The sequence below is a fragment of the Pseudonocardia aurantiaca genome (assembly GCF_039526725.1).
Lineage (GTDB): Bacteria > Actinomycetota > Actinomycetes > Mycobacteriales > Pseudonocardiaceae > Pseudonocardia > Pseudonocardia aurantiaca.
The window spans coordinates 461,951-483,599 of sequence record NZ_BAAAJG010000027.1; the positions used below are offsets into that span (position 1 = coordinate 461,951).

The following is a 21,649-nucleotide window of genomic DNA, read 5'->3' on the forward strand; positions in this document are numbered from 1 at the left end:
CATGTGGACGACCTGTGCGTCGCTCGTGGTCGGGCGTGAGCGTGGTCACGACGCCGCCGAGAGGTCGTAGAGGGTGACGCCGTCGACGGTGACCGGCGTGAACGTTGCGGCGACCCAGTCAGAGATCTGCTTGGACTGGTTGCTGCCGCTCGCGGAGGCGCCGCCCATCATCATGCCGCCGCCGATGAAGTAGTGGATCTGCCCTGCTGCGACGAGCTGCTGGAACTGTGCGAGCGTCGGGGAGGGGTCGGTGCCGTTGTAGCCCCCGACGGGCATCACCGAGTCGCCGGTGGCGAGCTGGTAGCCGGCGGCGTTGTTGGAGCCGCTGGCCGCCGCCACCCACTTATAGGAGCTTGCGTCGACCTCCAGCAGTTGCACGACGCCTGCGGGCGGGGTCGATGCGCCGAGCAGGCCGCCGAAGCCCCCGCGACCACCGGCCTGGCCGGCGCCTTGCACCCCCGGTGCGCCCTGGCCGTTCCCACCGCGCGCGCCGCCGAAGCCTCCGCCGTTCGGCACGGGCCCGCCGGCCCCCGGCTGCCCTGTACCCGGCTGCCCTGTACCCGGCTGCCCTGTACCCGGCTGCCCTGTACCCGGCTGCCCTGTACCCGGCTGCCCTGTACCCGGTTGCCCTGTACCCGGTTGCCCTGTGCCCAGCTGCCGGGTCGGCCCCCCGCCGCCGCGCCCGCCGGCCATTCGCATCCCCGAGCCTTCGGGCCCTGCGGTGGGGATCGCGCCGGAGTGCGGGGTGGCCGCGGTGACGACCGAGTAGCCCGCGGGCCCGGCCAGTGCGACCACCACCGCGACGGCCACGGCGGTCACGCCGAGCGTCCGCGGCAGGCGGTTCACGGCGACCAGTCCGAACGCCGCGACCACCCCGACGACGAGCACCGTCCACGCGAGCCACGGCTGCCAGTCGGGCGTCCGGCCCAGCAGCACGAACGCCCACACGGCGGTCCCGGCGAGCACCACGGCCAGCGTGATCCGCGGTGTGAGCTCCGCCCGCCTGCGCCACAGCACCACCGCGCCGATCCCGGCGACCGCGGCGATCGCGGGCGCGAGCGCCACCAGGTAGTAGCTATGGAAGATCCCGGCCATCAGGCTGAACACCAGCCCGGTCACGAGTAGCCACCCGCCCCAGACGATGGTGGCCGCCCGCAGGTGGTCGGTACGCGGGGCCCGGCGCGTGTACCAGAGCAGCGCGAGGAGCAGCAGCAGCGCCGCGGGCAACAACCACGCCGCCTGGCCACCCATCTCGGCGTTGAACAGCCGTGTCAGGCCGGTCTCGCCCCACCGGCCGGCGCCGCCCGCGCCGCCCTGGCCGCCGACGCTGCCGACCTCGTTGCCGGTCAGTCGGCCGAAGCCGTTGTAGCCGAACACCAGTTCGAGCACGTTGTTGTCCTGCGAACCGCCGATGTAGGGCCGCGCATCCGCAGGCCAGAGATCGACGACGAGCACCCACCAGCCCGCGGTGACGAGCATCGCGACGCCGGCGAGCGCGAGGTCCCGGATCCGCCGTCCGATCCCCACCGGCGCGGCGGTCATCCAGGCCGCGGAAAGCGCGGGCAGCACGAGGAACGCCTGCAGCATCTTCGTGAGGAACCCGAACCCGATCAGCGCCCCGGCCAGCAGCAGCCAGCGCGTCCGGCCGGACTCCACCGCGCGCAGCGTGGTGTACGCCGAACCGATGAGCAGCAGGACGAGCAGGGCGTCCGGGTTGTTGTAGCGGAACATCAGCACGGCGACCGGCGTGAGTGCGAGTGCTCCCGCGGCCAGCAGACCCGCGGCGTGGCCCGCCGTGCGCCGCACCGTGGCGTACAGGAGCCAGACCGCGCCGACGCCCATCAGCGCCTCGGGGACGAGGACGCTCCAGCTGCTCAACCCGAAGATCCGGACGGACAGCCCGGTGATCCACAGGGAGGCGGGCGGCTTGTCCACCGTGATCGAGTTGGCGGCGTCCGACGAGCCGAAGAACCACGCCTCCCAGCTCTGGCTGCCCGCCTGTGCCGCCGCGGCGTAGAACGCGTTCGCCCAGCCCGATGCCGACAGGCCCCACAGGTAGAGGACGGCGGTGCCGGCGAGGAGGCCGCCGAGCGCGGCGCGCCTGGCAAGGGGAGATCCGCGCCCGGGAGGCGGAACCATCGCGATCGGACCGGCCGGAGCAGAGAGCGCCGTGGTCACGCCTGCCCCTCGCGCGCGTGCGCCGCAGGCGTGCCCAACGGGCCTGTCGTTATTGGCGGTCTCGCAAGCTGGTTCACGCTGCCCGAGAGTGGACGGGCGAGCTGTGCCGGCCCGGTGGCGTAACTGTGTGTGCGCTGTGAGCGACGCCATTGAGCGAATCATCGGCACAGCGCCCGCGCGAAGCGCCCAGCGGTGCGCAGTGTCAGCGTGGCAGGCGCACGTCGAACGCCGTGCGCCCCGGGCTGCTGCTGACGCCCACGGTGCCGCCGTGCGCCGTCACCACGGCGTGCACGATCGCGAGCCCCAGCCCGGTGCTCCCGTTCTGCCGGGACCGGGAGGACGACCCGCGCGCGAACCGTTCGAAGACGTGCGGCAGCAGGTCCGGGGCGATGCCCGGCCCTTCGTCGGTCACCCGCAAATGGGCGCCGGCGTGGTCGGCGGCGAGGGCGACCGTCACCCGGGTGCCGGGTGGGGTGTGGGCGCGGGCGTTGGCGAGCAGGTTGGCGAGCACCTGGGCGATCCGTGTCGCGTCGCCCGGTACGGTCACCGGCTGGTCGGGCACGTCAAGCTGCCAGCGGTGGCCTGGCCCGGCGGCGTGCGCGTCGCTCACGGCGTCGACGACGACCCGGGTCAGATCCACCTCGCCGCGCTCGAGCGGGCGGCCGGCGTCGAGGCGCGCGAGCAGCAGCAGGTCCTCGACGAGGGTGGTCATGCGGTCGGCCTGCGACGAGATGCGGGCGAGCGAGTGCTCGGTGTCGGCTGACAGCTCGCCACGCCTGCTCAGCTCTGCGTACCCGCGGATGGCGGCCAGCGGGGTGCGCAGCTCGTGGCTCGCGTCCGCGACGAACTGGCGCAGCTGCATCTCGCTCTCGTGCCGGGCCTCCAGCGCCGACCCGACGTGGTCGAGCATCCGGTTGAGCGCGGTGCCGACCTGCCCCACCTCGGTGCGGGGGTCGGCGTCCGGTACGCGCTCGGCGAGCGAGACCTCTCCCCGATCCAGTGGCAGCCTGCTCACGCGCGCGGCGGTGGCGGCTACACGCTCCAGGGGGCGCAGCTCACGGCGCACGACGATGGCGCCCGCGATGCCCGCAACCACGAGCACGCCCGCGGCGACGATCAGCTCGGTGGTGACGAGGCTTGTGACGGTGCCTCGGAGCTGCTGCTCCGACTGCCCGCTCACCACCACGTCCCCGCGCGGGGTGGTCGCGGCGATCAGGCGGTACTCGCCGAGCGTGCCGAGGTCGGCGCTGACCGCCCGCCCGTCGGGCACGAGGGCCGTGAGATCGGCGTACTCGGTCGCGGGCACGGGGACGGCGCCCCCGGTCCGGGGGTAGACCTGAGCGTCGACCACGGCACCTTGCCTGATGACCGCGGTGAGGCTGTCGGGTGGGCGGGGTGAGCGGAAAATTGCATCGGGGGACGACGGCGTCCCGTCGTTGCGGATGATCACGCGGCTCGCGACGCGCAGGCCGTCGTCGAGCTGGCGCATGAGGTACTGGCGCAGGACGATCGTCGTCACCACCGCGATCACCGTGGACGCCAAGGCGAGCAGCAGCAGCATGGCCGCCACCAGCCGGGTCCGCAGCGACCGTGTCCTCACCCGCCGGCCGCCGGTTTGAGCACGTAGCCTGCCCCGCGCACGGTATGGATCATCGGCTCGCGGCCGGCGTCGATCTTCTTTCGCAGGTAGGAGATGTAGAGCTCCACGACGTTGGACTGGCCGCCGAAGTCGTAGTCCCAGACCCGGTCAAGGATTTGCGCCTTGGAGAGCACCCGCTTCGGGTTGCGCATGAGGTAACGCAGCAGCTCGAACTCGGTGGCGGTCAGCTCGATCACGTCGGTGCCGCGGCGGACCTCGCGGCTGTCCTCGTCGAGCACGAGGTCGCCGACCACGAGCTCCGAGCCCTGCCGAGCGGCGGTCATGCCCGAGCGGCGCAGCAGCCCGCGCAAGCGCGCGACCAGCTCCTCCAGGCTGAAGGGCTTGGTGACGTAGTCGTCGCCGCCCGCGGTGAGCCCTGCGACCCGGTCCTCCACGGCGTCCCGGGCGGTCAGGAACAGCACCGGGACGTCCGGGGTCTCAGCGCGCATCCGCCGCAGCACCTCCAGGCCGTCGAAGTCGGGGAGCATCACGTCGAGAACCACCGCGTCCGGGCGGAACTCCCGCGCCGCGCGGACCGCCGCGCCACCCTCGCCGGCGGAGCGCACGTCCCACCCCTCGTACCGCAGCGCCATCGACAGCAGGTCCGCGAGTGTCGCCTCATCGTCGACCACCAGCACCCGGATCGGGGTGCCATCGGCTCGCCGCAGCTCAGGAGCCTGCTCCCGCATCGTCGCCATGCTAACCACCCTCGCGCGCACGGCTGTGGCGGCATTGGGCGAATCCTGTGCATCTCCTGTGGATTTGGAACCGATCCTGCCTCGGCGTCGTCCATGCCGGGCAATTCGCCCATTTCGACAGGAGGACGACATGCACGGGTTCACGGGCTGGCCGGCCGATGCCGCGAAGTTCCTCACCGAGATCGCCGCCGACAACACCCGGGACTTCTGGGAGGAGCATCGCCACCGCCACGCTACGGCCGTGCACGGGCCGATGCGGGCGCTGGCCGCCGAGCTGGAGCCGGAGTTCGGGCCGGTGCGCATCTTCCGGCCCGCGGTCAACCGGCGCTTCCGCCCCGATGCACCGCCCTACCGCACCGACACCGGCGGAGTCGCCACGAGCGCGGGCGGCTCCACGTTCTCGATCGTCCTGTCGGCAACGGCCCTGTCGGTGGCGGCCGGCCACTGGGCGTTCGACGGCGGACAGACCCGCCGCTACCGCGCGGCGGTCGACGGCCCCGCGGGCGAGTGGCTCGCCGGCCTGCTCGGCTCCCTCGGCTCCCTCGACGGGCTCACTCCCGACGATGGGCGGCCGCTCGTCGGCGCGCCACGCGGCTTCCGGGCCGACCACCCGCGGATCGCGTTGCTGCGCAGGCGCGGGCTCCAGCTCACCGCCACGTGGCCGGTCGGCGAGTGGATCGGTACCCGCGAGCCGGTGGCCCGGGTGCGGGCGGCGTGGCGGGCGGCGGCGCCGGTGGCGGCGTGGCTGGACGAGCACGTCGGCCCGGCGGCCACCGTTCCGCGACCAGCCAGTGTGGCTTCGGTTCCTTCGCCCTGACCGGTTTCGTCAGGCGGGGCCGAGGCGGCCCAACCCCAGGAACCACCTGCATCACGGCTCTCATCGAACAAGATCCACCGGACACGCCCTAGCCGAGGCACCGGCCGCCGACGCGCTTCGCGTGTGACTTTCGCGGGCGGCACGGGTTTTGATGGTCAGGGGCCATGCCGGACCGGCAGGGTGAGGCCGTCGGCCCGCGCGATGTGATCGGTGGCGGCCTTGATGGCCTGAGCATGCAGATCGGCAGCCATGCCCCGCACACTGCGCGAACGCACGTTCGAGCAAGAGTCTTGCTCGTGCGCCCTCGCGATAAAGGCGATAAAGGCACTGTCAGGATGTTGCCGATTCGTCTACGGGATGGGCATGACGCTTGCGATGCACCCACCTGGACGCCGCTTCTGCGGGCCCCCGTCACGTCCCCCGGATTGCCCCGCTCAGCAGCCGTCCCGCACCGGGCACCTCGGTGGGCAGGCCCAGCTCGGAGAGGATCCGGAACGTGGTGGCGGTCGCCGCCGAGAGCACCGGGAGGCCCACCTCGTCCTCCACTGCCTGGATCGCCGGCAGCGACGGCATCTGCACGCACGCCGACAGCACCAGCGCCTCAGCGCCGGTGAGGTCGAGCTTGCGCCAGTGCTCGCGCAGGTCGGCCGGGTCGAGCCGGGCCACGGCGAGGTTGTCGGGCACCTCGAGGGACAGCGCGTCGATCACCTCGACGCCCGCGTCCTCGAGGTACTCCACCACCTTCTGGGTCAGCGGCCGCATGTACGGCGTCACGAGGGAGACCTTCCGCGCGCCCAGTGCGGCGATGCCCGACAGCAGCGCTCCGGCGCTGGACACCACCGGCGCGTCGGAGCCCTCGGCCCGCAGGGCGCTGGTGATCGAGTCCTCCGCCGTGCAGTGGTAGCCAGGGCCCTGCGCCATGATCGCGACGAGGCAGGCGGTGGCCACGACGTCGGGCCGGGCGTCGGCGAGCTCGGTCGCGGCCCGCTCGGCCTGGGCGTTCATCGCCACGAGCTGCTCGGGGGTCACGTGCTGCATGCGGGCACGGGCGGAGTGGAACACGAACCGGTCGCCCGGATGCAGCTCCTCCCTGGCCCGCAGCATCCGGGGCAGCTCGGTCTCCATCGTGAGGTTCGAGCTGGGGACGATCATCCCGATGTGGTGGTCCCGCACGCCGGCGCTCCCTCCAACCTCGCTCATCGGCGGGCCGCCGGGCGCATCTCGGCCACCGTCAGCTCGCCCGCGTCGACGATGAGCTCGTCGTCCAGGTACAGGCTGCACCCGCGCATCGGGATGTCGAAGTGGCAGGGAGTGTCGTTCGGGCCGCCGAGCTCGTTGTTGGGCCCGATGGAGAACATCACGTTGCCGTAGAAGGAACGCAGCTCCATGCCCATGCCGCCGCCGAACTGCGTGAGGCCGTGCCAGTGGGCGCGCTCGTCGAGGCCCCAGCCCACGTGGCTCATCCCGTAGCCCCGCGGGTCGTCGAAGCTCTCGATGTAGGACTTCAGGAGGTCGGCGTCGAGGCCGGACTGGCCGGCGGCGCCGCGGATGTCGCGGATGAAGCCCTGCTCGATCGTGATCTCGACCGGCGTCTGCACGTAGGTGTTGAACGGCAGCAGGACGTCGCCGGGGGCGAGCACGATCTTCCCGTCCACGCCGTCGTCGGCGCCGCCGGTGAAGACGAACGCGGCGGGCCAGTGGTCCCAGCGGCCGGGCTGGTCGGTGTAGCCGTACTCGCTGATCGTCGGGTAGACGCCGAGCCGGTAGGTCACGTCGGTGCCGTGCGGGCTGGTGATTCGCATGCTCTGCGCCTTGGCCAGCAGCTCCGCACCGACCTCCACGCGCTCCCGCAGCTCCTTCGTCGGCATCAGCCGGGCCAGCAGCGGGGCCGGCTCGACGGCCGTGAGGATGCGGGTGCCGGCGGCCTGGATCTCGAACTGCTCCGGGCTGAACAGTAGGAACGTGCAGTCGACGAGCATGTCGACGCGCTTGAGCGCCTCGACGGCGAGCGGGTTGCGCCCGAGGCCCGAGTCGCCGACGGCCCACGCGGCCGACGCGCTCGCAGGCGCGGGCAGGCGCAGGTGGAACGTGCTCGCGCCGAGCCTCTGCGCAGCCCACATGAACGCCGAGGCGTACTCCGGGCGCTCGTCGCCGCGCGTGAGCACCGCGACCGTCTCGCCCTCGTGCACGCCGCTCAGGGTCAGCTGCTGCAGGCAGATCTCGTTGAACAGGCTCTGGTCCACGGGAGTGCCTCCTGGTCTCCGTCGGAGATAGTCCGAACACGGACGATCCCCCTCTATCGGCCTCCGGTCAAGTCGGAGCGCGTTGCGAGCCTGTGACGCCCCGTGCGGCCCGCCGTGCTTAAGGTGAATCTCGTGGGTGACCGGGAAGCGACGACGCGCACGAGCAATGGCCGGTCGAAGGGCCTGCCCGTGCCGCCGGAACTGCTCGCGGCGCCGGGCTACGTCGCGCGCCGGCTGCACCAGGCCTACGTCGCGGCGTGGGTGCGGTTGGTGGACCCGGTGCTGACCGGGCCGCAGTTCGCGGTGCTCACCGCCGTCAACGCCTACCCCGGCGTCGAGCAGGGCTCGCTCGCCTCGTCCGTCGCGCTCGACCGGTCGACGATGGCCAGCATCGTCGGCAGGCTGGAGGAGCGCGGCCTGATCACGCGGGAGCGGCCGGCCGAGGACGGCCGCAAGCGCCTGCTGTTCCTCACCGAGCAGGGTGCGGCGGCGTTCGCGGCGACCGACCGCAAGGCGCGCGAGCTCGACGTGCTGCTGATGCAGGGCCACGACCCGGACGAGCAGGAGGCCCTGCTGCGCAGGCTGACGGCCCTGTCCGAGCGCTGGGAGAGCCTCACCGACGACTGACCGACGGCCTGCCGGTCGGGGCCGGCGTCGGTTTCTTGCTCGTTACAGCTTGCGTTACCCCTTGCGGTCATGGATCGTCAGTGTTCGGATTATCTCCGCTCCCGTACCCGGAGGGCGCTTCTGAGCTGGGTGCGGGTGCGAGCGGAGCAGGCGCAGTTCCCGTCCACAGTGGACCTGCGTCGCCGTTCGGCCCGCAGGTCAGGGCCGAGGTCAACGAAGCCCGGGAGGAAACAGTGGCGGCCAGCCAGTCGTATTCGGTCACCATCGTCGGTGGCGGTCTCGGTGGCCTGACCACCGCGATCGCGCTGCGGCGGCGGGGTCTGCAGACCATCGTCGTCGAACAGACCCCCGAGCTCGGCGAGGTCGGGGCCGGGATCCAGACGGCCCCCAACGCCAGCCGCATCCTGCTGGGCCTCGGGTTGCGCCGGCAGCTCGAGGCGATCCGCACCGAGCCGCAGGACCAGGTGCGCAGGCGCTGGCGCGACGGCAGCATCATCGCCCAGCTGCCGCTCGGCGATCGGGTCAAGCGCGAGTACAACGCCCCGTACTGGCACTACCACCGCGCCGACCTGCACCGGGTGCTGCTCGACGCCTGCCTCGACCCCGACGGCGCCGGGCCGGTGGTCGAGGTGCACACCGACGCGCAGGTGACCGACATCGACCGCACCGACCCCACACGGCCCGTCGCGGTCACCGCGGACGGGCGGCGGTTCGAGGGTGACGTGCTGGTCGGGGCCGACGGGATCCGGTCGCGCGTCCGGGACGCCATGGGGCTGCCGGACACCCTGGTCTTCTCGGGCGAGATGGCCTACCGGGCCCTCATCCCCGGGGACAAGATCGCGGCCGACCCCGCGACGCGGTTCCTGGTCGACCGGTTCCACTCCACGATCTGGTACGGCCCCGACCGGCACCTGGTGCACTACATGATCCGCGGCACGGAGTACCTCAACGTCGTCGCGATCGTGCCCAACACGATCGACCTGGAGCAGGGCTGGGCCGCCCCCGCCACCGCGGACGAGATGGTCGACGCCTTCGCGGGGTGGGACGACCGGGTGGCGGCCATGCTGTCCAAGGCCGAGGGGGACGCGTCGAAGTGGGCGTTGTTCCGCCGCCGCCGCGACCCGGTGTGGGTCGACGGCCACGTCGCGCTGCTCGGCGACGCCTGCCACGCGATGCTGCCCTACCAGGCCCAGGGCGCCTCGCAGGCCATGGAGGATGCCGCCGTACTCGCCGAGGAGCTCGGCGCCGTGCCCCGCGCCGACATCGCCGGGGCGCTCGCCCGCTACGTGGCCCGCCGCGCCAAGCACGCCGGCATGGTCCAGGACGCGTCACTGGCCAACATGCGCTTCTACCACCTGCCCGACGGGCCCGAGCAGGAGAAGCGCGACCGCACGTTGCGCGAGTTCAACGGGGAGTCCGACGTCTCCTACGAGTGGCTCTGGCGCGGTACCCCCTTGAACGACCCCGACCTTGAGTCATTCTCCTACCCCTTCGTGCGCTGACCCGAGAAGCGGAGCCACCATGCGTACAGGCGACCAGATCGTGCAGGACCTCCCCTGGAAGTGGGGAGTGCAGGGAAAGATTTTCATCATCGGCGGGCTCGGCTACATGTTCGACGCCTGGGACGTCGCCCTCAACGGGTTCCTCACCCCGCTGCTCGGCACCGAGTTCGGCCTCTCGACAGGCCAGCGCGGGCTGGTCGCGACGGCGAACCTCGTGGGCATGGCGGTCGGGGCGGTGGCCTGGGGCACGGTGGCCGACCGGCTGGGCCGCAAGCGGGCCTTCAGCCTCACGCTGCTGATCTTCGCGCTGTTCTCGGTGCTGGGCGCGCTGTCGCCGAGCTGGGAGATCTTCCTGGCGCTGCGCTTCCTCGCCGGCGTCGGCCTCGGTGGCTGCATCCCGGTGGACTACGCGCTGGTCAGCGAGTTCTCCCCGCGCAAGCAGCGCGGCCGGGTGCTGGCCGCGATGGACGGGTGGTGGCCGATCGGCACCACCCTCGCCGGTGTGACCGCGACCTTCCTGGTGCCGATACCGGGCAGCTGGCGGTGGATGCTCGCGCTGATGGTGTTGCCCGCACTGCTCCTGTTCTGGGTGCGCCGCGGCATCCCCGAGTCGCCGCTCTACCTCGTCCGCACCGGGCGCGAGGCCGAGGCGCGCGAGGTGATCGACGACATGGTGGCGCGCACCGGGGCCCCGCCCGAGCCCTACTCGATCGCCGCGGCGCCGGAGGCCACCGGCCGCAAGCGGGGGATCGCGGCCGCAGTCGAGCAGCTGCGCCGCGTCTGGGCCTTCGACCCGAAGATCACCGGTGTCGCGTGGGCCCTGTTCATCAGCGTCATGCTCGTCTACTACGCCGCGCTGTCCTGGATGCCGTCGATCCTGCGCGCCCAGGGCATGGGCGAGGTCGCCGCGTTCGCCAGCACCACGATCATGAACGCGGTCGGGATCCTCGGCGTGCTGACGTCGGTGCTGCTCGTCGAGGTCGTGGGCCGCAAGTGGGTCATCGGGGTGTCGGCGCCGCTCGCCGCGCTCGCGCTCGTGGTGTTCGCGCTGGTCCTCGGTGCCCCGACCGCGGCCGTCACGATGATCGCGGTGTTCGGGTTCCTGTCGCTGACGGCGATCCCGGTGATGTACGCCTACGTGTCCGAGCTGTACCCGACGGAGCTTCGGGCCAGCGGGTTCGGGTGGGCGTCCTCGTCCAGCCGGGCGGTCACCGGCTTCGCCCCGCTGCTGTTCGGGAGCGTGCTCTGGCCGGTGCTCGGCCTGCCGCTCACGTTCACCGTGCTCGGCGTGCTCGTGGTGGCCGCCATAGTGTTCATGGCCGTCGCCGCTCCCGAGACACGCGGCCGCGAGCTCGACAACATCACCGGCACCGACGAACGTGCCACCACCGGCGACACGAACCCCGCCGCCGTACGGAGCTGACGACGTGAAGCCCGCCGCCTTCACCTACCACCGCGCCCGCACCGTCGCGGGCGCGGTGGGTTTGTTGACCGAGTTCGGGGACGACGCGAAGGTCGTCGCGGGCGGGCAGAGCCTCGTCGCGATGATGAACTTCCGGCTCGCGCGCCCCGAGCACCTGGTCGACATCTCCCGGATCCCCGGCCTCGACACGATCACCCGCGACGGGCCCGCGCTGCGGCTCGGGGCGCTGGTCACCCATCACACGGTGGAGACCGCCGACCTCGGCGCGGACTTCCGCGTGCTGTCGGAGGCCATGCGCTGGGTGGGGCACCTCCCGATCCGCACCCGCGGCACCGTGGCGGGCAGCCTCGCGCACGCCGACGCGACCGCCGAGTGGTGCCTGCTCGCGGTGCTGCTCGACGCCGAGGTGGTGGCCGAGGGTCCGGCCGGGCGGCGGGCGATCCCGGCCGCGGAGTTCTTCCACGGCGTGTTCACCACCGCGCTCGAACCCGACGAGGTGATCGTCGAGGTCGTGTTCCCGCGCCCGGCCCGGCGCGCGGCGCTCACCGAGTTCGCCGAGCGGCGCGGCGACTTCGCGATCGTGGCCGCGGCCGTCGACCTCGACGCATACCGGGTGGTGCTCGGCGGGGTGGCGCCCGTGCCGCTGCGGGTGCCCGCGGCGGAGGCTGTCATCGCCGGCGGCGGCAGCCCGTCCGAGGCGGGAGAGGCGGCGACCGCCGCGATCGAGGTCCGCGACGAACCTGGTGTGAGCGCCCGCTACCGGCGGGCGCTGACCCGGACACTTGTCGTCCGAGCCTGCGAGGAGGCTGCAGCCCGTGTCTGAACCGCACTTCCGTCGCGACGGGACGTGGGTGGGGGCGTCGGTGCCCCGCCGCGAGGACCCCCGCCTGCTCGCCGGTCGCGGCCGGTTCGTCGACGACATCTCGTTGCCGGGCATGCTGCACGCGCAGTTCGTCCGCAGCACCGTCGCACACGGCGGCGTCACGTCCGTCGACCTCTCCGAGGTGCGCGAGGTGCCCGGGGTCGTGGCCGCGTTCTCCGCCGCCGACCTCGATCTCGGCGACATCACCGCGCTGCTCGACCGCCCGCCGCACGAGTTCGTGCCCACCGACATGCCCGTGCTCGCCCGCGACCGCGTGCGGTTCGTCGGGGAGCCGGTGGCGATCGTCGTCGCGCAGGACCCTTACGCCGCGGAGGACGGGGTGGAGGCCGCGGTCGTCGAGTACGAGGAGCTCCCGCCCGTCGTGTCGGACACGGCGGCGCTCGCCGAGGGCGCCCCGCTCGTGCACGCCGAGGCGCACGCGAACACGCTGGTCGACGTCTCGTTGTTCGCCACCGAGGGCATCGACGACGTGTTCGCGCAGGCCGACTGCGTGGTGCGGGTGCGCACCAAGACGGGCAGGCAGAACGCGCTCCCGCTGGAGACGCGCGGGGTCGTGGCCGACTGGGACGACCGCGACGAGCAGCTACGGGTACAGACCACCACGCAGGTGCCGCACCAGGTGCGGACGGTGCTCGCCCGGTGCGTCGGCCTGCGCGAGCAGCAGGTGCGCGTCACGGTCCCGGACATGGGCGGCGGGTTCGGACAGAAATGCGTGGTCGGCCGCGAGGAGATCGCCACCGCGGCCGTGGCGCTGCGGCTGCGCAGGCCCGTCAAGTGGATCGAGGACCGCCGCGACGCCCTCACCGCCGCGTTCCTCGCCCGCGAGCAGCGCTACGACGTGCGCGCCGCGTTCGACGCCGAGGGCCACATCCTCGGTCTCGACGCTGACGTCGTCTGCGACATGGGTGCCTACTCCTGCTATCCGTTCACGGCCGGGATCGAGCCATTGATGGCGTCGGCGGAGATGCCGTCGGTCTACAAGGTGCCCGCCTACCGGGTGCGCGGGCGGGCCGTCACCACGAACAAGGCGCCGACCGGCCCGTACCGCGGGGTGAGCAGGCCGCAGTACGTGATGGTCGTCGAGCGGCTGATGGAGCGGGCGGCTCGCGAGCTGGGAATCGACCCCGTCGAGGTCCGGCGCCGCAACCTGATCACCGTGTTCCCCTACACCGGGATCAACGGGATCACCTACGACCCGGGGTCCTACCGCGAGTCCCTCGACCTCTGCGAGCACGTGCTGCGCGACGAGGGCTGGTACGACGTCCGCGCCGAGCAAGGCCGGGTGATCGGCATCGGCTACGCGTGCTTCTCCGAGCGCACCGGCTACGGCTCCGGGGCGTTCGCGCAGCGGAGGATGCAGGTCGTGCCCGGTTTCGACATCTCCGAGGTCCGGATGGATACCTCCGGCTCTCTCGTCGTCACGACGGGAACGCTGAGCCACGGCCAGAGCCACGAGACGACGATGGCGCAGATCGTCGCCGACCGGCTCGGGGTCGACCTGTCCCGCGTGAAGATCGTCCAGGGCGACACCGACCGCGTGACGTACGGGTTTGGCTCGTTCGCGAGCCGCTCGATCACGATCGGCGGCAGCGCGGCCGCCGCCGCGTCGGTGAAGCTCGGCGACCAGCTCCGCGAGATCGCCGCGCACCTGCTGGGGGTCGACGTCGACGCGACGGAGCTGGACGGCGCGGGCGGCGTGCGCGTCCGTGACGACCACGGGCGCAGGCTGTCCTACGAGGACATCGCCGACGTGGCCTACCTGCGCGCGCACCTGCTCCCCAAGGGCGTCGGACCCGGGCTCTCGGCAACCGCGAGCTTCGACGTCGGCGGCGACGGGACGTTCTCCAACGCCACACACGGGGTGGTCGTAGAGCTCGATCCCGGCACCGGCGGGGTGGAGATCCTGCGTTACGTCTGCGTGGAGGACTGCGGAGTCGCGATCCACCCACAGGTGGTGGAGGGCCAGTGCCGCGGCGGGATCGCGCAGGGCATCGCCGGAGCGCTCTTCGAGCAGGTGACCTACGACGACGCCGGGCAGCCACAGAGCCCGAGCTTCATGGAGTACAAGGTGCCCACCGCGGCCGAGATCCCGGATGTCGAGATCCACCACCTCGAGACCCCGTGCGCCTTCACCGCGAACGGTGCGAAGGGCGCGGGTGAGGGCGGCACGATCGGCGCGCCCGCTGCCGTGCTCAACGCCGTGAACGACGCCCTGCGCGCCACGGGGGTGGAGCTCGACGACACCCCGATCGCCCGCGAGACGGTGCACGCCGCCCTCAACGGGCAGCCCGCGCTGGAGGACGCCCGTGCCTGACATGTCCCGCGTCCAGCTCGTGGAGCTCACCGTCAACGGCGAGCGCCACGAGCTGGCGATCGAGCCGCGCCGCACCCTCGTCGACGTGCTGCGTCACGACCTCGGGCTCACCGGCACGCACGTCGGGTGCGAGCACGGGATCTGCGGGGCCTGCACGGTGCTCGTCGACGGCGCTCCGGTGCGGGGCTGCCTGGTGTTCGCCGTGCAGGTCGAGGGCGGCGAGATCCGCACGGTCGAGTCCCTCGCGGCGCCCGACGGGAGCCTGTCGGACCTGCAGCAGGCGTTCTCCGCCCACCACGCCCTGCAGTGCGGCTTCTGCACGCCGGGCTTCCTCATGCTCGCCGAGGGCTACCTCGCCGAGCGGCCGGAGGCGACGAAGGAGGAGATCCGCGAGGTCGTCGCCTCCAACCTCTGCCGGTGCACCGGCTACCAGACCATCGTCGAGGCGATCGACGACTGCGCGGGACGGCGCCGGGCGGCGCTGCAGGCGCGGCTCGACGCCGGGAGGAGCGCATGAGCACGCAGGACGAGATCTACGCACGGGCCGGGTTAGGAGCTGCGGTTCGCCGCGGGCAGCGGCCGGCGATCGTGGTGGTGGACCTGACCAACGGCTTCACCGACCCGGCCGCGCCGACCGGCTGCGACCTGTCGGAGGTCGTCGCGGCGACGAACGAGCTGATCGCCGCGGGGCGGCCCGCCGGAGTGCCCGTGGTGTTCACGACGATCGCCTTCACCCCGGCCGAGGCCGACGGTGACGCCGTGGCGTGGCTGACCAAGGCGCCCGGGATGCGGGCGCTGCGCGAGGGGAGCGCTGCGGTCGCGCTCGACCCGCGGCTGCCGGTCGACCCGGGCGACCACCTGATCACCAAGAAGGGGGCCTCGGCCTTCTTCGGCACGGGGCTGGCCGCGCTGCTCACGGGACTGCGGGTCGACACGGTGCTGCTGTGCGGGGCGACCACCAGCGGATGCGTGCGCGCCAGCGCCGTCGACGCCGTCCAGAGCGGGTTCGGGGTGCTCGTGCCGCGGCAGTGCGTCGGCGACCGGGCGCATGGCCCGCACGAGGCCAACCTGTTCGACATCCAGGCCAAGTACGGCGACGTGGTCGAGCTCGACGACGCCGTCGGCTACCTGGCCGGGCTGCGCGACTCCGCGGCGGTGGCGCGGTGAACGCGCCTGCCGTGACCGGCACGCGGAGCGTGCTGCAGTCGGCGCTCGCCGACCTGGCGGACGTGCCGGCGACGAGCCGGTGGGTGCGGTCCGGGAACCTGCGGTTGCACGTGCTCGACTACGGAGGCCCCGGGGTGCCCCTGGTGGTGCTCCCCGGCATCACCAGCCCGGCGATCAGCATGGACTTCGTGGCCCGGGAGCTGACCGACCTCGTCCGGCCGATCGTCGTCGACATCCGGGGGCGCGGGCTCTCCGACGCCGGGCCCTCCTACACGCTCCTCGACTACGCCGACGACACCGCCGCCGTGATCGCCGGGCTCGGGCTGGACCGGCCGCTGCTGCTGGGGCACTCGATGGGGGCCCGGATCGCCGCCGTCACCGCCGCCCGCGAGGTGCCACTGCGGGGCACGGTGCTGGTGGACCCGCCCATGAGCGGTCCGGACCGCGGCCCGTACCCGACCACGCTGGAGGCCTTCCTCGGGCAGCTCGCCGAGGCGCGGCGGGGGACCGACGCGGACGAGGTGGCCCGGTCATGGCCCCGCTGGCCGCGCCGCGAGCAGGAGCTTCGGGCCCGCTGGCTCGCGAGCTGCGACCCCGAGTCGATCGCCGCGACGCACCGCGGGTTCGAGACCGAGGACTTCTTCACGTCCTGGCCGTCGGTGCCTGCGCCGACTGTGCTGGTGTACGGCACCGCCAGCCCGGTCGTCACGGCCGAGGGTGCCGCCGAGGCCGGCAGACGCAACCCCGGGGCGCGCCTGGTGGCCGTGGAGGACGCCGGGCACATGGTGTTCTGGGACGAGCCGGCCGCGGCTCTGGCGCGGCTGCGGGAGGTGCTGGCCGGGCTGCTGGGCTGATCACCCTTCTCAGTCCCGGGCGGTCCACTCCAGCCAGGCCGAGCCAGGGTGTGCGCGGCCGAGCAAGGCGCCGGTCGCAGAGGGTCTCGACGGTGGTGCTCAGGCGGGCAGGGCCGTCGAGACCGGCCGGCGGATCGCGCCCAGTTACCCGGTGAGGTTGCCGATCACAGTGGAACCGCGCGAGGTCTGGACCTGGTACTGGGTGTAGGTCACGTTCGGCGCGGGCCGGGGCCGGACGTCCCAGGCCCCGGCGGCGTCGACCGGCGACGTCCCGATCTTGACCCATGCTGCGGTGGCCGAGGTGCGGGCGTAGACGACGATCTGGGTGGCAGGGGTGACCGACGCCTGACCGTTCAAGGTCGATGTGCCCGCCACTCGCAGGTCCGAGCCCGCCCGCGAGCGGGCGTTGGTAATCGTGACGGCGTCGCTCACGGGGGTGAGCGTGACGGTGGCCGAACTGGTCGCGGCGCCGTTGCTTGCGGTGAATGTGACGGTCACCGGGGCCGTGCTGAACGCCGGACGCGGGGCGGCGTCGTTGACGGCCGCGAACGGGTTGACCGTGACCGTCGGTCGGTTGGTGGTCTCGTTGGTGATCGTGACGCGCGGGTCGGTCGTGGTGGTGGAGAACGCGGTCGCGTTCGTCGACGTGCTCCCGTCGATCGCGATTGGGAGGTTCACCGGCGCCGAGAGGGTTGCCGAGGCAAGGCGGGCGGTCGGGGCGGCGTCGGCGGGCACGCCACCCGGACCGCACGGGCTCGGGTCGCAGACCGGCGGGACGTTCGGCCCGACCGGCGGCGCGGTGGTCCCGGCAGGTGAAGCCGGGCCGCCGGTGATCACGACCGGCGCGGTGACGCCGGCGGCTGTCCCCGATGAGACGGTGATCGTCGCGGGCGGGGCGAGCATCGGGTAGGTCGCCGGCAACGCGTCGGGCAGGATGCCGATGGTCGTCGCCCCCGCCTTCACCGTGAGGGGGTACGCCGCCGGAGCGGTCGAGGACGCGGCGACGGTCAGGATGGCGCCGTCGTAGGTCGCCTGCTGCACGGACACCCCTTGGACCGGGATCCGCGCCGTGCTGGCGGGATTGTCGCCGTTGTTGCGGACGACCACCTCGGTCACCGCTCCGGTGACGGGCACGCGGGCGTAGAACCGGCCGTCCTGGCCGCTCATGATCGTCGTCGGGAAGATCCCTTCCTGGCCCACGACCTCAAGAGCGGCGCCCGTGGTCGAGGCGAACACGTCGACGAAGTCACCTCCGGCGACTGCGGCGTCGCCGGTCACTCCGGTGTTCGTGGCGATGCGGCCCTGCACGGTGAACTGGTCCGTGGAGAACGTCTCGTCCCCGTTCGGGCCGGGCTGGGTCATGGAGAACACGTTGCCGTTCGGGCCGCCGGTGACGGTGCTCGGCTCGGCGGGGTTGCCCAGGTAGCCCGCTGGGGCGTTGGCCGCCTTGAGGAAGGGCCCGACGTCACCCCGGAGCGCCAGCGTGAAGTTGCCGACCGACGGTGCGACGTCTCGGACGAGCCGCCCGTCGCCGGCGCCGTCGGTGTCGATCGTCAGTGCACCGTAGGGATGGGTGAAGGTCACGGTGCTGTTCGGCGTCGCCCCGCGTACGACGACCCGGATGCGGCTGAACACGACCTGCTCACCGGGCTGCACGTCGTTGAGGAACGCCGCCTCCAGGCCGGTGGTGTACACCGCGCGACCGCCGGTGGGCAGGACGATCTCGGCTCCGGCGAGGAAGTAGAAGAACTCCGCGGGGAAGTTGGCAGGGAAGGCGACCGGCTGCGTCGGGTCGGGGATGTCGCCGGGGAGGAAGCCGCAGAGCGGGTTGTCCCCCTCCAGGCACGGCTCGATGCGCGTCCCGGTCTTGTCCAGGTACCACGTCGGGAAGCCGTGCTCACTGCTCACCGGTCCGGCCTCCTGCAGGCCGGGGCTGCTGGCGACGGTTACACCGGTCGCCGCGAACGCCGAGGGCACCGCGATGACGGTGAGGCACACCGCCAACAGCGCGGCGACGACCTTCCGGGACCGACTTAGCCGCGGTGAACGCCATCGAACCGTGCGGACCCTCGTTGTCGACGTGCGCGACATCCCCCACCCCCGCTTCGCGCCCCACCACGTCGGTGCCCAGCACCGACCCTCTCCAGGCTGGCTGGTGTCGCCGTGGCGACCCAGCCGAGAGTGAGGGGCCGCGCACCCCCTCAAAATGGGGGAAGGGCGGGGGTTCGAGACCGACGACTTCTTCGCCTCATGGCCGTCGGTGGCCGTGCCGACCGTGCTCGTGTACGGGGCGGCCAGCCGGTCGTGACGGCTGAGGGTGCCCCCTCAGTCCTGGGCGGTCCACTCCAGCCAGGCCGAGCCGGGGTGTGCGCGGCCGAGCACTGCGCCGGTCCGTACGCCTCTGCGTACGCTGACCCGGCCGATCACCCCGAAGACTCCCTGCTCCCGGTTGTCGCGGATCCACTCCGCGGGCACGTCCAGTCCCTGCACGGTGGCCCTGGCGTCCGGGCCGAGCGGCACCAGCGGGTCGACCGAGATCCAGTCCAGGTCGCGGTCGCGCCCGATCCGGTCGACGAGCGCGTCGAACCGGGCCCGGCGGTCGGCCGGCAGGAAGACGTGCACGTAGGTGTCCACCAGGCACACCAGCGCGTCCGCTGGTAGCCCGGCCACCACGGCGGGCAGCACGGCGAGCAGATCGCCGCGGACGACCGGCGCCGGATCCCCCCTCGCCACGGCCGCGGCGGCAGCGAACCGGGAGACCGCGCCCGCCTCGGGAGGCACACAGGCCGCGAGCCATGCGGCCGTCGGCGGGTCGGTGAGGTCGAGGGGTTCGGTGTCCACGCCCACGCGCGCGGAGAATGTGATCGGCCGTTCCGGCACCGGCGGCCGGCCCGAGCGGACCGCGCAGCTCAGCGCGACGGGCGAGCCCGGGTCGCCCGTCACCAGGCTGGCGCCGTCGGCGAGGTCGTAGGAGTAGCGGTAGCGGTCCAGGTGCAGCCCCAGCCCGGCGCCGGTGCCGAGGTCGACGAGGGCGAGCGGGCGCGGGTCGGCGGCGGTGAGCTGCGCGAGCACCGGGAGCACGTCCAGGCAGCGGCCGACCTCGTTCATCTGGTAGCGGTGGGCCGCGCAGAGCCGGGCGAGCGCGTCCGCCTGGGAGCGGCAGAATGCGCGCAGCGCGGGCCGGAAGCCGTCGTCGCGCGGAGGCTGGGGGCCACCGGGCTGGGGGAAGTAGCCGACCAGAGGTTGCGGGCGCTGCCCGGTCACCAGGAACCGGATCGCCGCGCTGAGCACCAACGGCGGCAGCCGCTCAGCGGGAACGGCGGCGGCGAGGTCGAGGAGCACGTCGTCCTCGGCGATGGCCCGGAACGTCTCGGCGGTGAGCCACCAGTTCGCCGGGGCGTCCGGGGGAGACCAGGCGGTCGCGACGGCGCCGGCCTGCGCCGCCACAGCGGCACGGTGTTCGGCACCGTCCATGCGGGAGGGTCGGGCGATGCCTCGCGGGCGTTACCGCCCCGCGTAGCGTGCGGCGGCGTGATCACTGACCCGTGGTGCACTGACGAGCGGCGCGCCCTGCGGGAGCTGGTCGCCGACTTCACCGAGCGCGAGGTCGTGCCGCACCTGGCTGCGTGGGAGGAGGCCGGCGAGGTGCCGCGCGAGCTGCACCGCAAGGCCGCCGCGGTGGGGCTGCTCGGGGCCGGGTTCGCGGAGGAGGTCGGCGGCAGCGGCGGCGACCTGATCGACGCGCTGGTCGTCGCCGAGCAACTGATCCTCTCCGGTGGCTCCGGCGGGCTGGTCGCCGCGCTCCTGACGCATGGCATCGCGCTGCCGCACATCGTCGCCACCGGTGACGCGCACCTGATCGACACGTTCGTCCGGCCGACGCTCGCCGGGGAGCTGATCGGCGCGCTCGGGATCACCGAGCCAGGCGGCGGGTCGGACGTCGCGGGGCTGCGCACCCGGGCCGTTCGCGACGGTGACTCCTACGTGGTCGACGGGGCCAAGCTGTACATCACCTCGGGCGCGCGGGCGGACTTCGTCACCACCGCGGTGCGCACCGGCGGGGCCGGGCATGCCGGCGTCTCGCTGCTGGTGGTCGAGCGCGACCGGCCCGGCTTCGCCGTCTCCCGGAAACTCGACAAGATGGGCTGGCGCTGCTCCGACACCGCGGAGCTGGCCTACTCCAGCGTGCGGGTCCCCGCGGCGAACCTGGTCGGCGCCGAGGGCAGCGGGTTCGTCCAGATCGCGCAGCAGTTCCCGACCGAGCGGCTATCGCTTGCCGTGCAGGCCTACGCCACCGCGCAGCGCTGCTTCGACCTCGTCGTTCCGTGGATCCGCGAGCGGGAGACGTTCGGGAGGCCACTCTCGTCGCGGCAGGTCGTGCGGCACGACATGGCGGAGATGGCCCGCGAGATCGACGTGGCCCGCACCTACACCAGGTCGGTCGCCACCCGCCGGCTCGCCGGCGAGCCGATGCTCGCGGAGACGGCGATGGCGAAGAACACCGCGGTGAAGGCGTGCGACACCGTCGTGCACCGGTGCGTGCAACTGCTCGGGGGCATGGGATACATGCGCGAGCACGAGGTGGAGCGGCACTACCGCGACGCGCGCATCCTCGGCATCGGTGGCGGCACCACCGAGATCATGAACGAGATCATCGCGAAGGTGCTCGGCCTGTAAAGGGGTGTGCTCACAGAGGGCTCCTCGGCGTCGCACAGCTTGCTCCCAGCCGGTGCGGCCAGGTTCGGTCGGGCCGCGGCAAGGGTTCGCGGCAGGAAAGAGGAACGCCGACGATGTCAGTGATCCAGACCGGCCGCCGGAGGCTGTGGCTCGGTGCCCTGCTCGCTGGGGCCGGGGTGGTCCTCCTGGCCGGATGTGGCTCGTCCGCGAGTGGCACGGAGAGCACCGGCTCCACGCAGAGCACCACCGGCGCTGACGCAAGCGGAGGGGCGGCGGCAGGCGGCGACATGCAGGCGTTCACCAGCTGCCTCGCGGCGAACGGGGTCACGCTGCCGAACGGAGCTGGGGGCGGCGGTGGCGGAGCGCGGCCGTCCGGTGGGGCCCGTCCGTCGGGGGCGCCGCATCCCCCCGGAACGCCGCCGGCCGGCGCGAGCGGGACGCCCGGGGCCACACCCCAGGCTCCGCCCGGCGTCGACCAAGCGGCGTGGGACGCGGCGATGAAGGCGTGCGCGAGTGTGGCGCCCGCCCACTTCGGCGGGGGCGGCGGGGCGCAGTCGGGCGGGGGCGCGTAGCTCCGGGAGCCCCCTGGACGTCAGCGGGGTGGCCTTACTGACGTTCAACGTCAGC

Annotated in this window: 18 protein-coding genes; 11 read left to right on the top strand and 7 right to left on the bottom strand. The window is 72.9% G+C overall.

The genetic code is table 11. From position 1 onward, the window contains the following. Window positions 1-45: 45 nt before the first annotated feature. From ABD143_RS35150 to ABD143_RS35160, 3 genes are all read right to left on the bottom strand, one after another. Window positions 46-2,139 carry a glycosyltransferase family 39 protein gene (locus ABD143_RS35150; protein WP_343987210.1) on the bottom strand — a complete coding sequence of 698 codons (2,094 nt, stop codon included), beginning with the start codon at window positions 2,137-2,139 and terminating at the stop codon, window positions 46-48. Between the two features lie 241 nt (window positions 2,140-2,380). Further along, window positions 2,381-3,739, bottom strand: coding sequence for a sensor histidine kinase (locus ABD143_RS35155; protein WP_417715290.1), 1,359 nt, complete (start codon window positions 3,737-3,739; stop codon window positions 2,381-2,383). 35 nt (window positions 3,740-3,774) lie between these two features. Further along, window positions 3,775-4,515 carry a response regulator transcription factor gene (locus ABD143_RS35160; protein ID WP_343987061.1) on the bottom strand — a complete coding sequence of 247 codons (741 nt, stop codon included), beginning with the start codon at window positions 4,513-4,515 and terminating at the stop codon, window positions 3,775-3,777. A 130-nt stretch (window positions 4,516-4,645) separates the two neighbouring features. Between ABD143_RS35160 and ABD143_RS35165 the strand changes: the two genes are divergently transcribed. Beyond that, window positions 4,646-5,332: a DUF2461 family protein gene (locus ABD143_RS35165; protein ID WP_343987064.1), complete on the top strand. Its 687-nt coding sequence runs from the start codon at window positions 4,646-4,648 to the stop codon at window positions 5,330-5,332. A 411-nt stretch (window positions 5,333-5,743) separates the two neighbouring features. On the opposite strand, the gene ABD143_RS35170 is transcribed toward ABD143_RS35165, so the two are convergent. Both ABD143_RS35170 and ABD143_RS35175 read right to left on the bottom strand, forming a co-directional pair. Beyond that, a complete protein-coding gene (locus ABD143_RS35170) occupies window positions 5,744-6,505 on the bottom strand; it encodes a maleate cis-trans isomerase family protein (RefSeq protein WP_343987067.1) in 762 nt (253 codons plus the stop codon). Window positions 6,506-6,528: 23 nt separating this feature from the next. Further along, window positions 6,529-7,575, bottom strand: coding sequence for a 2,5-dihydroxypyridine 5,6-dioxygenase NicX family protein (locus tag ABD143_RS35175; RefSeq protein WP_343987070.1), 1,047 nt, complete (start codon window positions 7,573-7,575; stop codon window positions 6,529-6,531). Between the two features lie 132 nt (window positions 7,576-7,707). Here ABD143_RS35175 and ABD143_RS35180 point away from each other — a divergent pair, with 132 nt between their 5' ends. The 8 genes from ABD143_RS35180 (at window position 7,708) to ABD143_RS35215 (ending at window position 16,345) form a co-directional block, all read left to right on the top strand. Then, window positions 7,708-8,202 carry a MarR family winged helix-turn-helix transcriptional regulator gene (locus ABD143_RS35180; protein ID WP_343987074.1) on the top strand — a complete coding sequence of 165 codons (495 nt, stop codon included), beginning with the start codon at window positions 7,708-7,710 and terminating at the stop codon, window positions 8,200-8,202. 233 nt (window positions 8,203-8,435) lie between these two features. Then, on the top strand, window positions 8,436-9,704 hold the full coding sequence (locus tag ABD143_RS35185; protein WP_343987076.1) for an FAD-dependent monooxygenase: 1,269 nt from the start codon (window positions 8,436-8,438) through the stop codon (window positions 9,702-9,704). A 19-nt stretch (window positions 9,705-9,723) separates the two neighbouring features. Next, the gene (locus tag ABD143_RS35190; protein WP_343987079.1) at window positions 9,724-11,127 is read left to right on the top strand and encodes an MFS transporter; all 1,404 of its coding nucleotides are present in this window, start codon (window positions 9,724-9,726) and stop codon (window positions 11,125-11,127) included. Window positions 11,128-11,131: 4 nt separating this feature from the next. After that, on the top strand, window positions 11,132-11,950 hold the full coding sequence (locus tag ABD143_RS35195; RefSeq protein WP_343987081.1) for an FAD binding domain-containing protein: 819 nt from the start codon (window positions 11,132-11,134) through the stop codon (window positions 11,948-11,950). Continuing rightward, the gene (locus ABD143_RS35200; RefSeq protein ID WP_343987084.1) at window positions 11,943-14,324 is read left to right on the top strand and encodes a xanthine dehydrogenase family protein molybdopterin-binding subunit; all 2,382 of its coding nucleotides are present in this window, start codon (window positions 11,943-11,945) and stop codon (window positions 14,322-14,324) included. Before ABD143_RS35195 ends, ABD143_RS35200 begins: the two co-directional genes overlap by 8 nt. 1 nt (window position 14,325) lies before the next feature. Next, window positions 14,326-14,841, top strand: coding sequence for a (2Fe-2S)-binding protein (locus ABD143_RS35205; RefSeq protein ID WP_343987212.1), 516 nt, complete (start codon window positions 14,326-14,328; stop codon window positions 14,839-14,841). Continuing rightward, on the top strand, window positions 14,838-15,491 hold the full coding sequence (locus ABD143_RS35210; protein ID WP_343987090.1) for an isochorismatase family protein: 654 nt from the start codon (window positions 14,838-14,840) through the stop codon (window positions 15,489-15,491). Before ABD143_RS35205 ends, ABD143_RS35210 begins: the two co-directional genes overlap by 4 nt. Beyond that, on the top strand, window positions 15,488-16,345 hold the full coding sequence (locus tag ABD143_RS35215) for an alpha/beta fold hydrolase (RefSeq protein ID WP_343987093.1): 858 nt from the start codon (window positions 15,488-15,490) through the stop codon (window positions 16,343-16,345). Before ABD143_RS35210 ends, ABD143_RS35215 begins: the two co-directional genes overlap by 4 nt. Window positions 16,346-16,489: 144 nt before the next feature. Here the strand turns inward: ABD143_RS35215 and ABD143_RS35220 are convergent, their stop codons facing one another. Continuing rightward, window positions 16,490-18,322 (bottom strand): hypothetical protein, encoded by a 1,833-nt coding sequence (locus tag ABD143_RS35220; protein ID WP_343987095.1) that lies wholly within the window; start codon window positions 18,320-18,322, stop codon window positions 16,490-16,492. A gap of 348 nt (window positions 18,323-18,670) precedes the next feature. Further along, window positions 18,671-19,792, bottom strand: coding sequence for a DUF2332 domain-containing protein (locus ABD143_RS35225; RefSeq protein WP_343987098.1), 1,122 nt, complete (start codon window positions 19,790-19,792; stop codon window positions 18,671-18,673). Window positions 19,793-19,879: 87 nt separating this feature from the next. On the opposite strand from ABD143_RS35225, the gene ABD143_RS35230 reads away from it, so the two are divergent. After that, complete coding sequence (locus tag ABD143_RS35230) at window positions 19,880-21,022, top strand: acyl-CoA dehydrogenase family protein (RefSeq protein ID WP_343987215.1); 1,143 nt, start codon at window positions 19,880-19,882, stop codon at window positions 21,020-21,022. A 113-nt stretch (window positions 21,023-21,135) separates the two neighbouring features. Then, window positions 21,136-21,594, top strand: coding sequence for a hypothetical protein (locus ABD143_RS35235; protein ID WP_343987101.1), 459 nt, complete (start codon window positions 21,136-21,138; stop codon window positions 21,592-21,594). Window positions 21,595-21,649: the final 55 nt, after the last annotated feature.

Coding starts and splice junctions, on each gene's coding strand:
- ABD143_RS35150 (WP_343987210.1), bottom strand. CDS start 2,139: ATGGTTCCGCCTCCCGGGCGCGGATCTCCCCTTGCCAGGCGCGCCGCG.
- ABD143_RS35155 (WP_417715290.1), bottom strand. CDS start 3,739: ATGCTGCTGCTGCTCGCCTTGGCGTCCACGGTGATCGCGGTGGTGACG.
- ABD143_RS35160 (WP_343987061.1), bottom strand. CDS start 4,515: ATGGCGACGATGCGGGAGCAGGCTCCTGAGCTGCGGCGAGCCGATGGC.
- ABD143_RS35165 (WP_343987064.1), top strand. CDS start 4,646: ATGCACGGGTTCACGGGCTGGCCGGCCGATGCCGCGAAGTTCCTCACC.
- ABD143_RS35190 (WP_343987079.1), top strand. CDS start 9,724: ATGCGTACAGGCGACCAGATCGTGCAGGACCTCCCCTGGAAGTGGGGA.
- ABD143_RS35205 (WP_343987212.1), top strand. CDS start 14,326: ATGTCCCGCGTCCAGCTCGTGGAGCTCACCGTCAACGGCGAGCGCCAC.
- ABD143_RS35210 (WP_343987090.1), top strand. CDS start 14,838: ATGAGCACGCAGGACGAGATCTACGCACGGGCCGGGTTAGGAGCTGCG.
- ABD143_RS35235 (WP_343987101.1), top strand. CDS start 21,136: ATGTCAGTGATCCAGACCGGCCGCCGGAGGCTGTGGCTCGGTGCCCTG.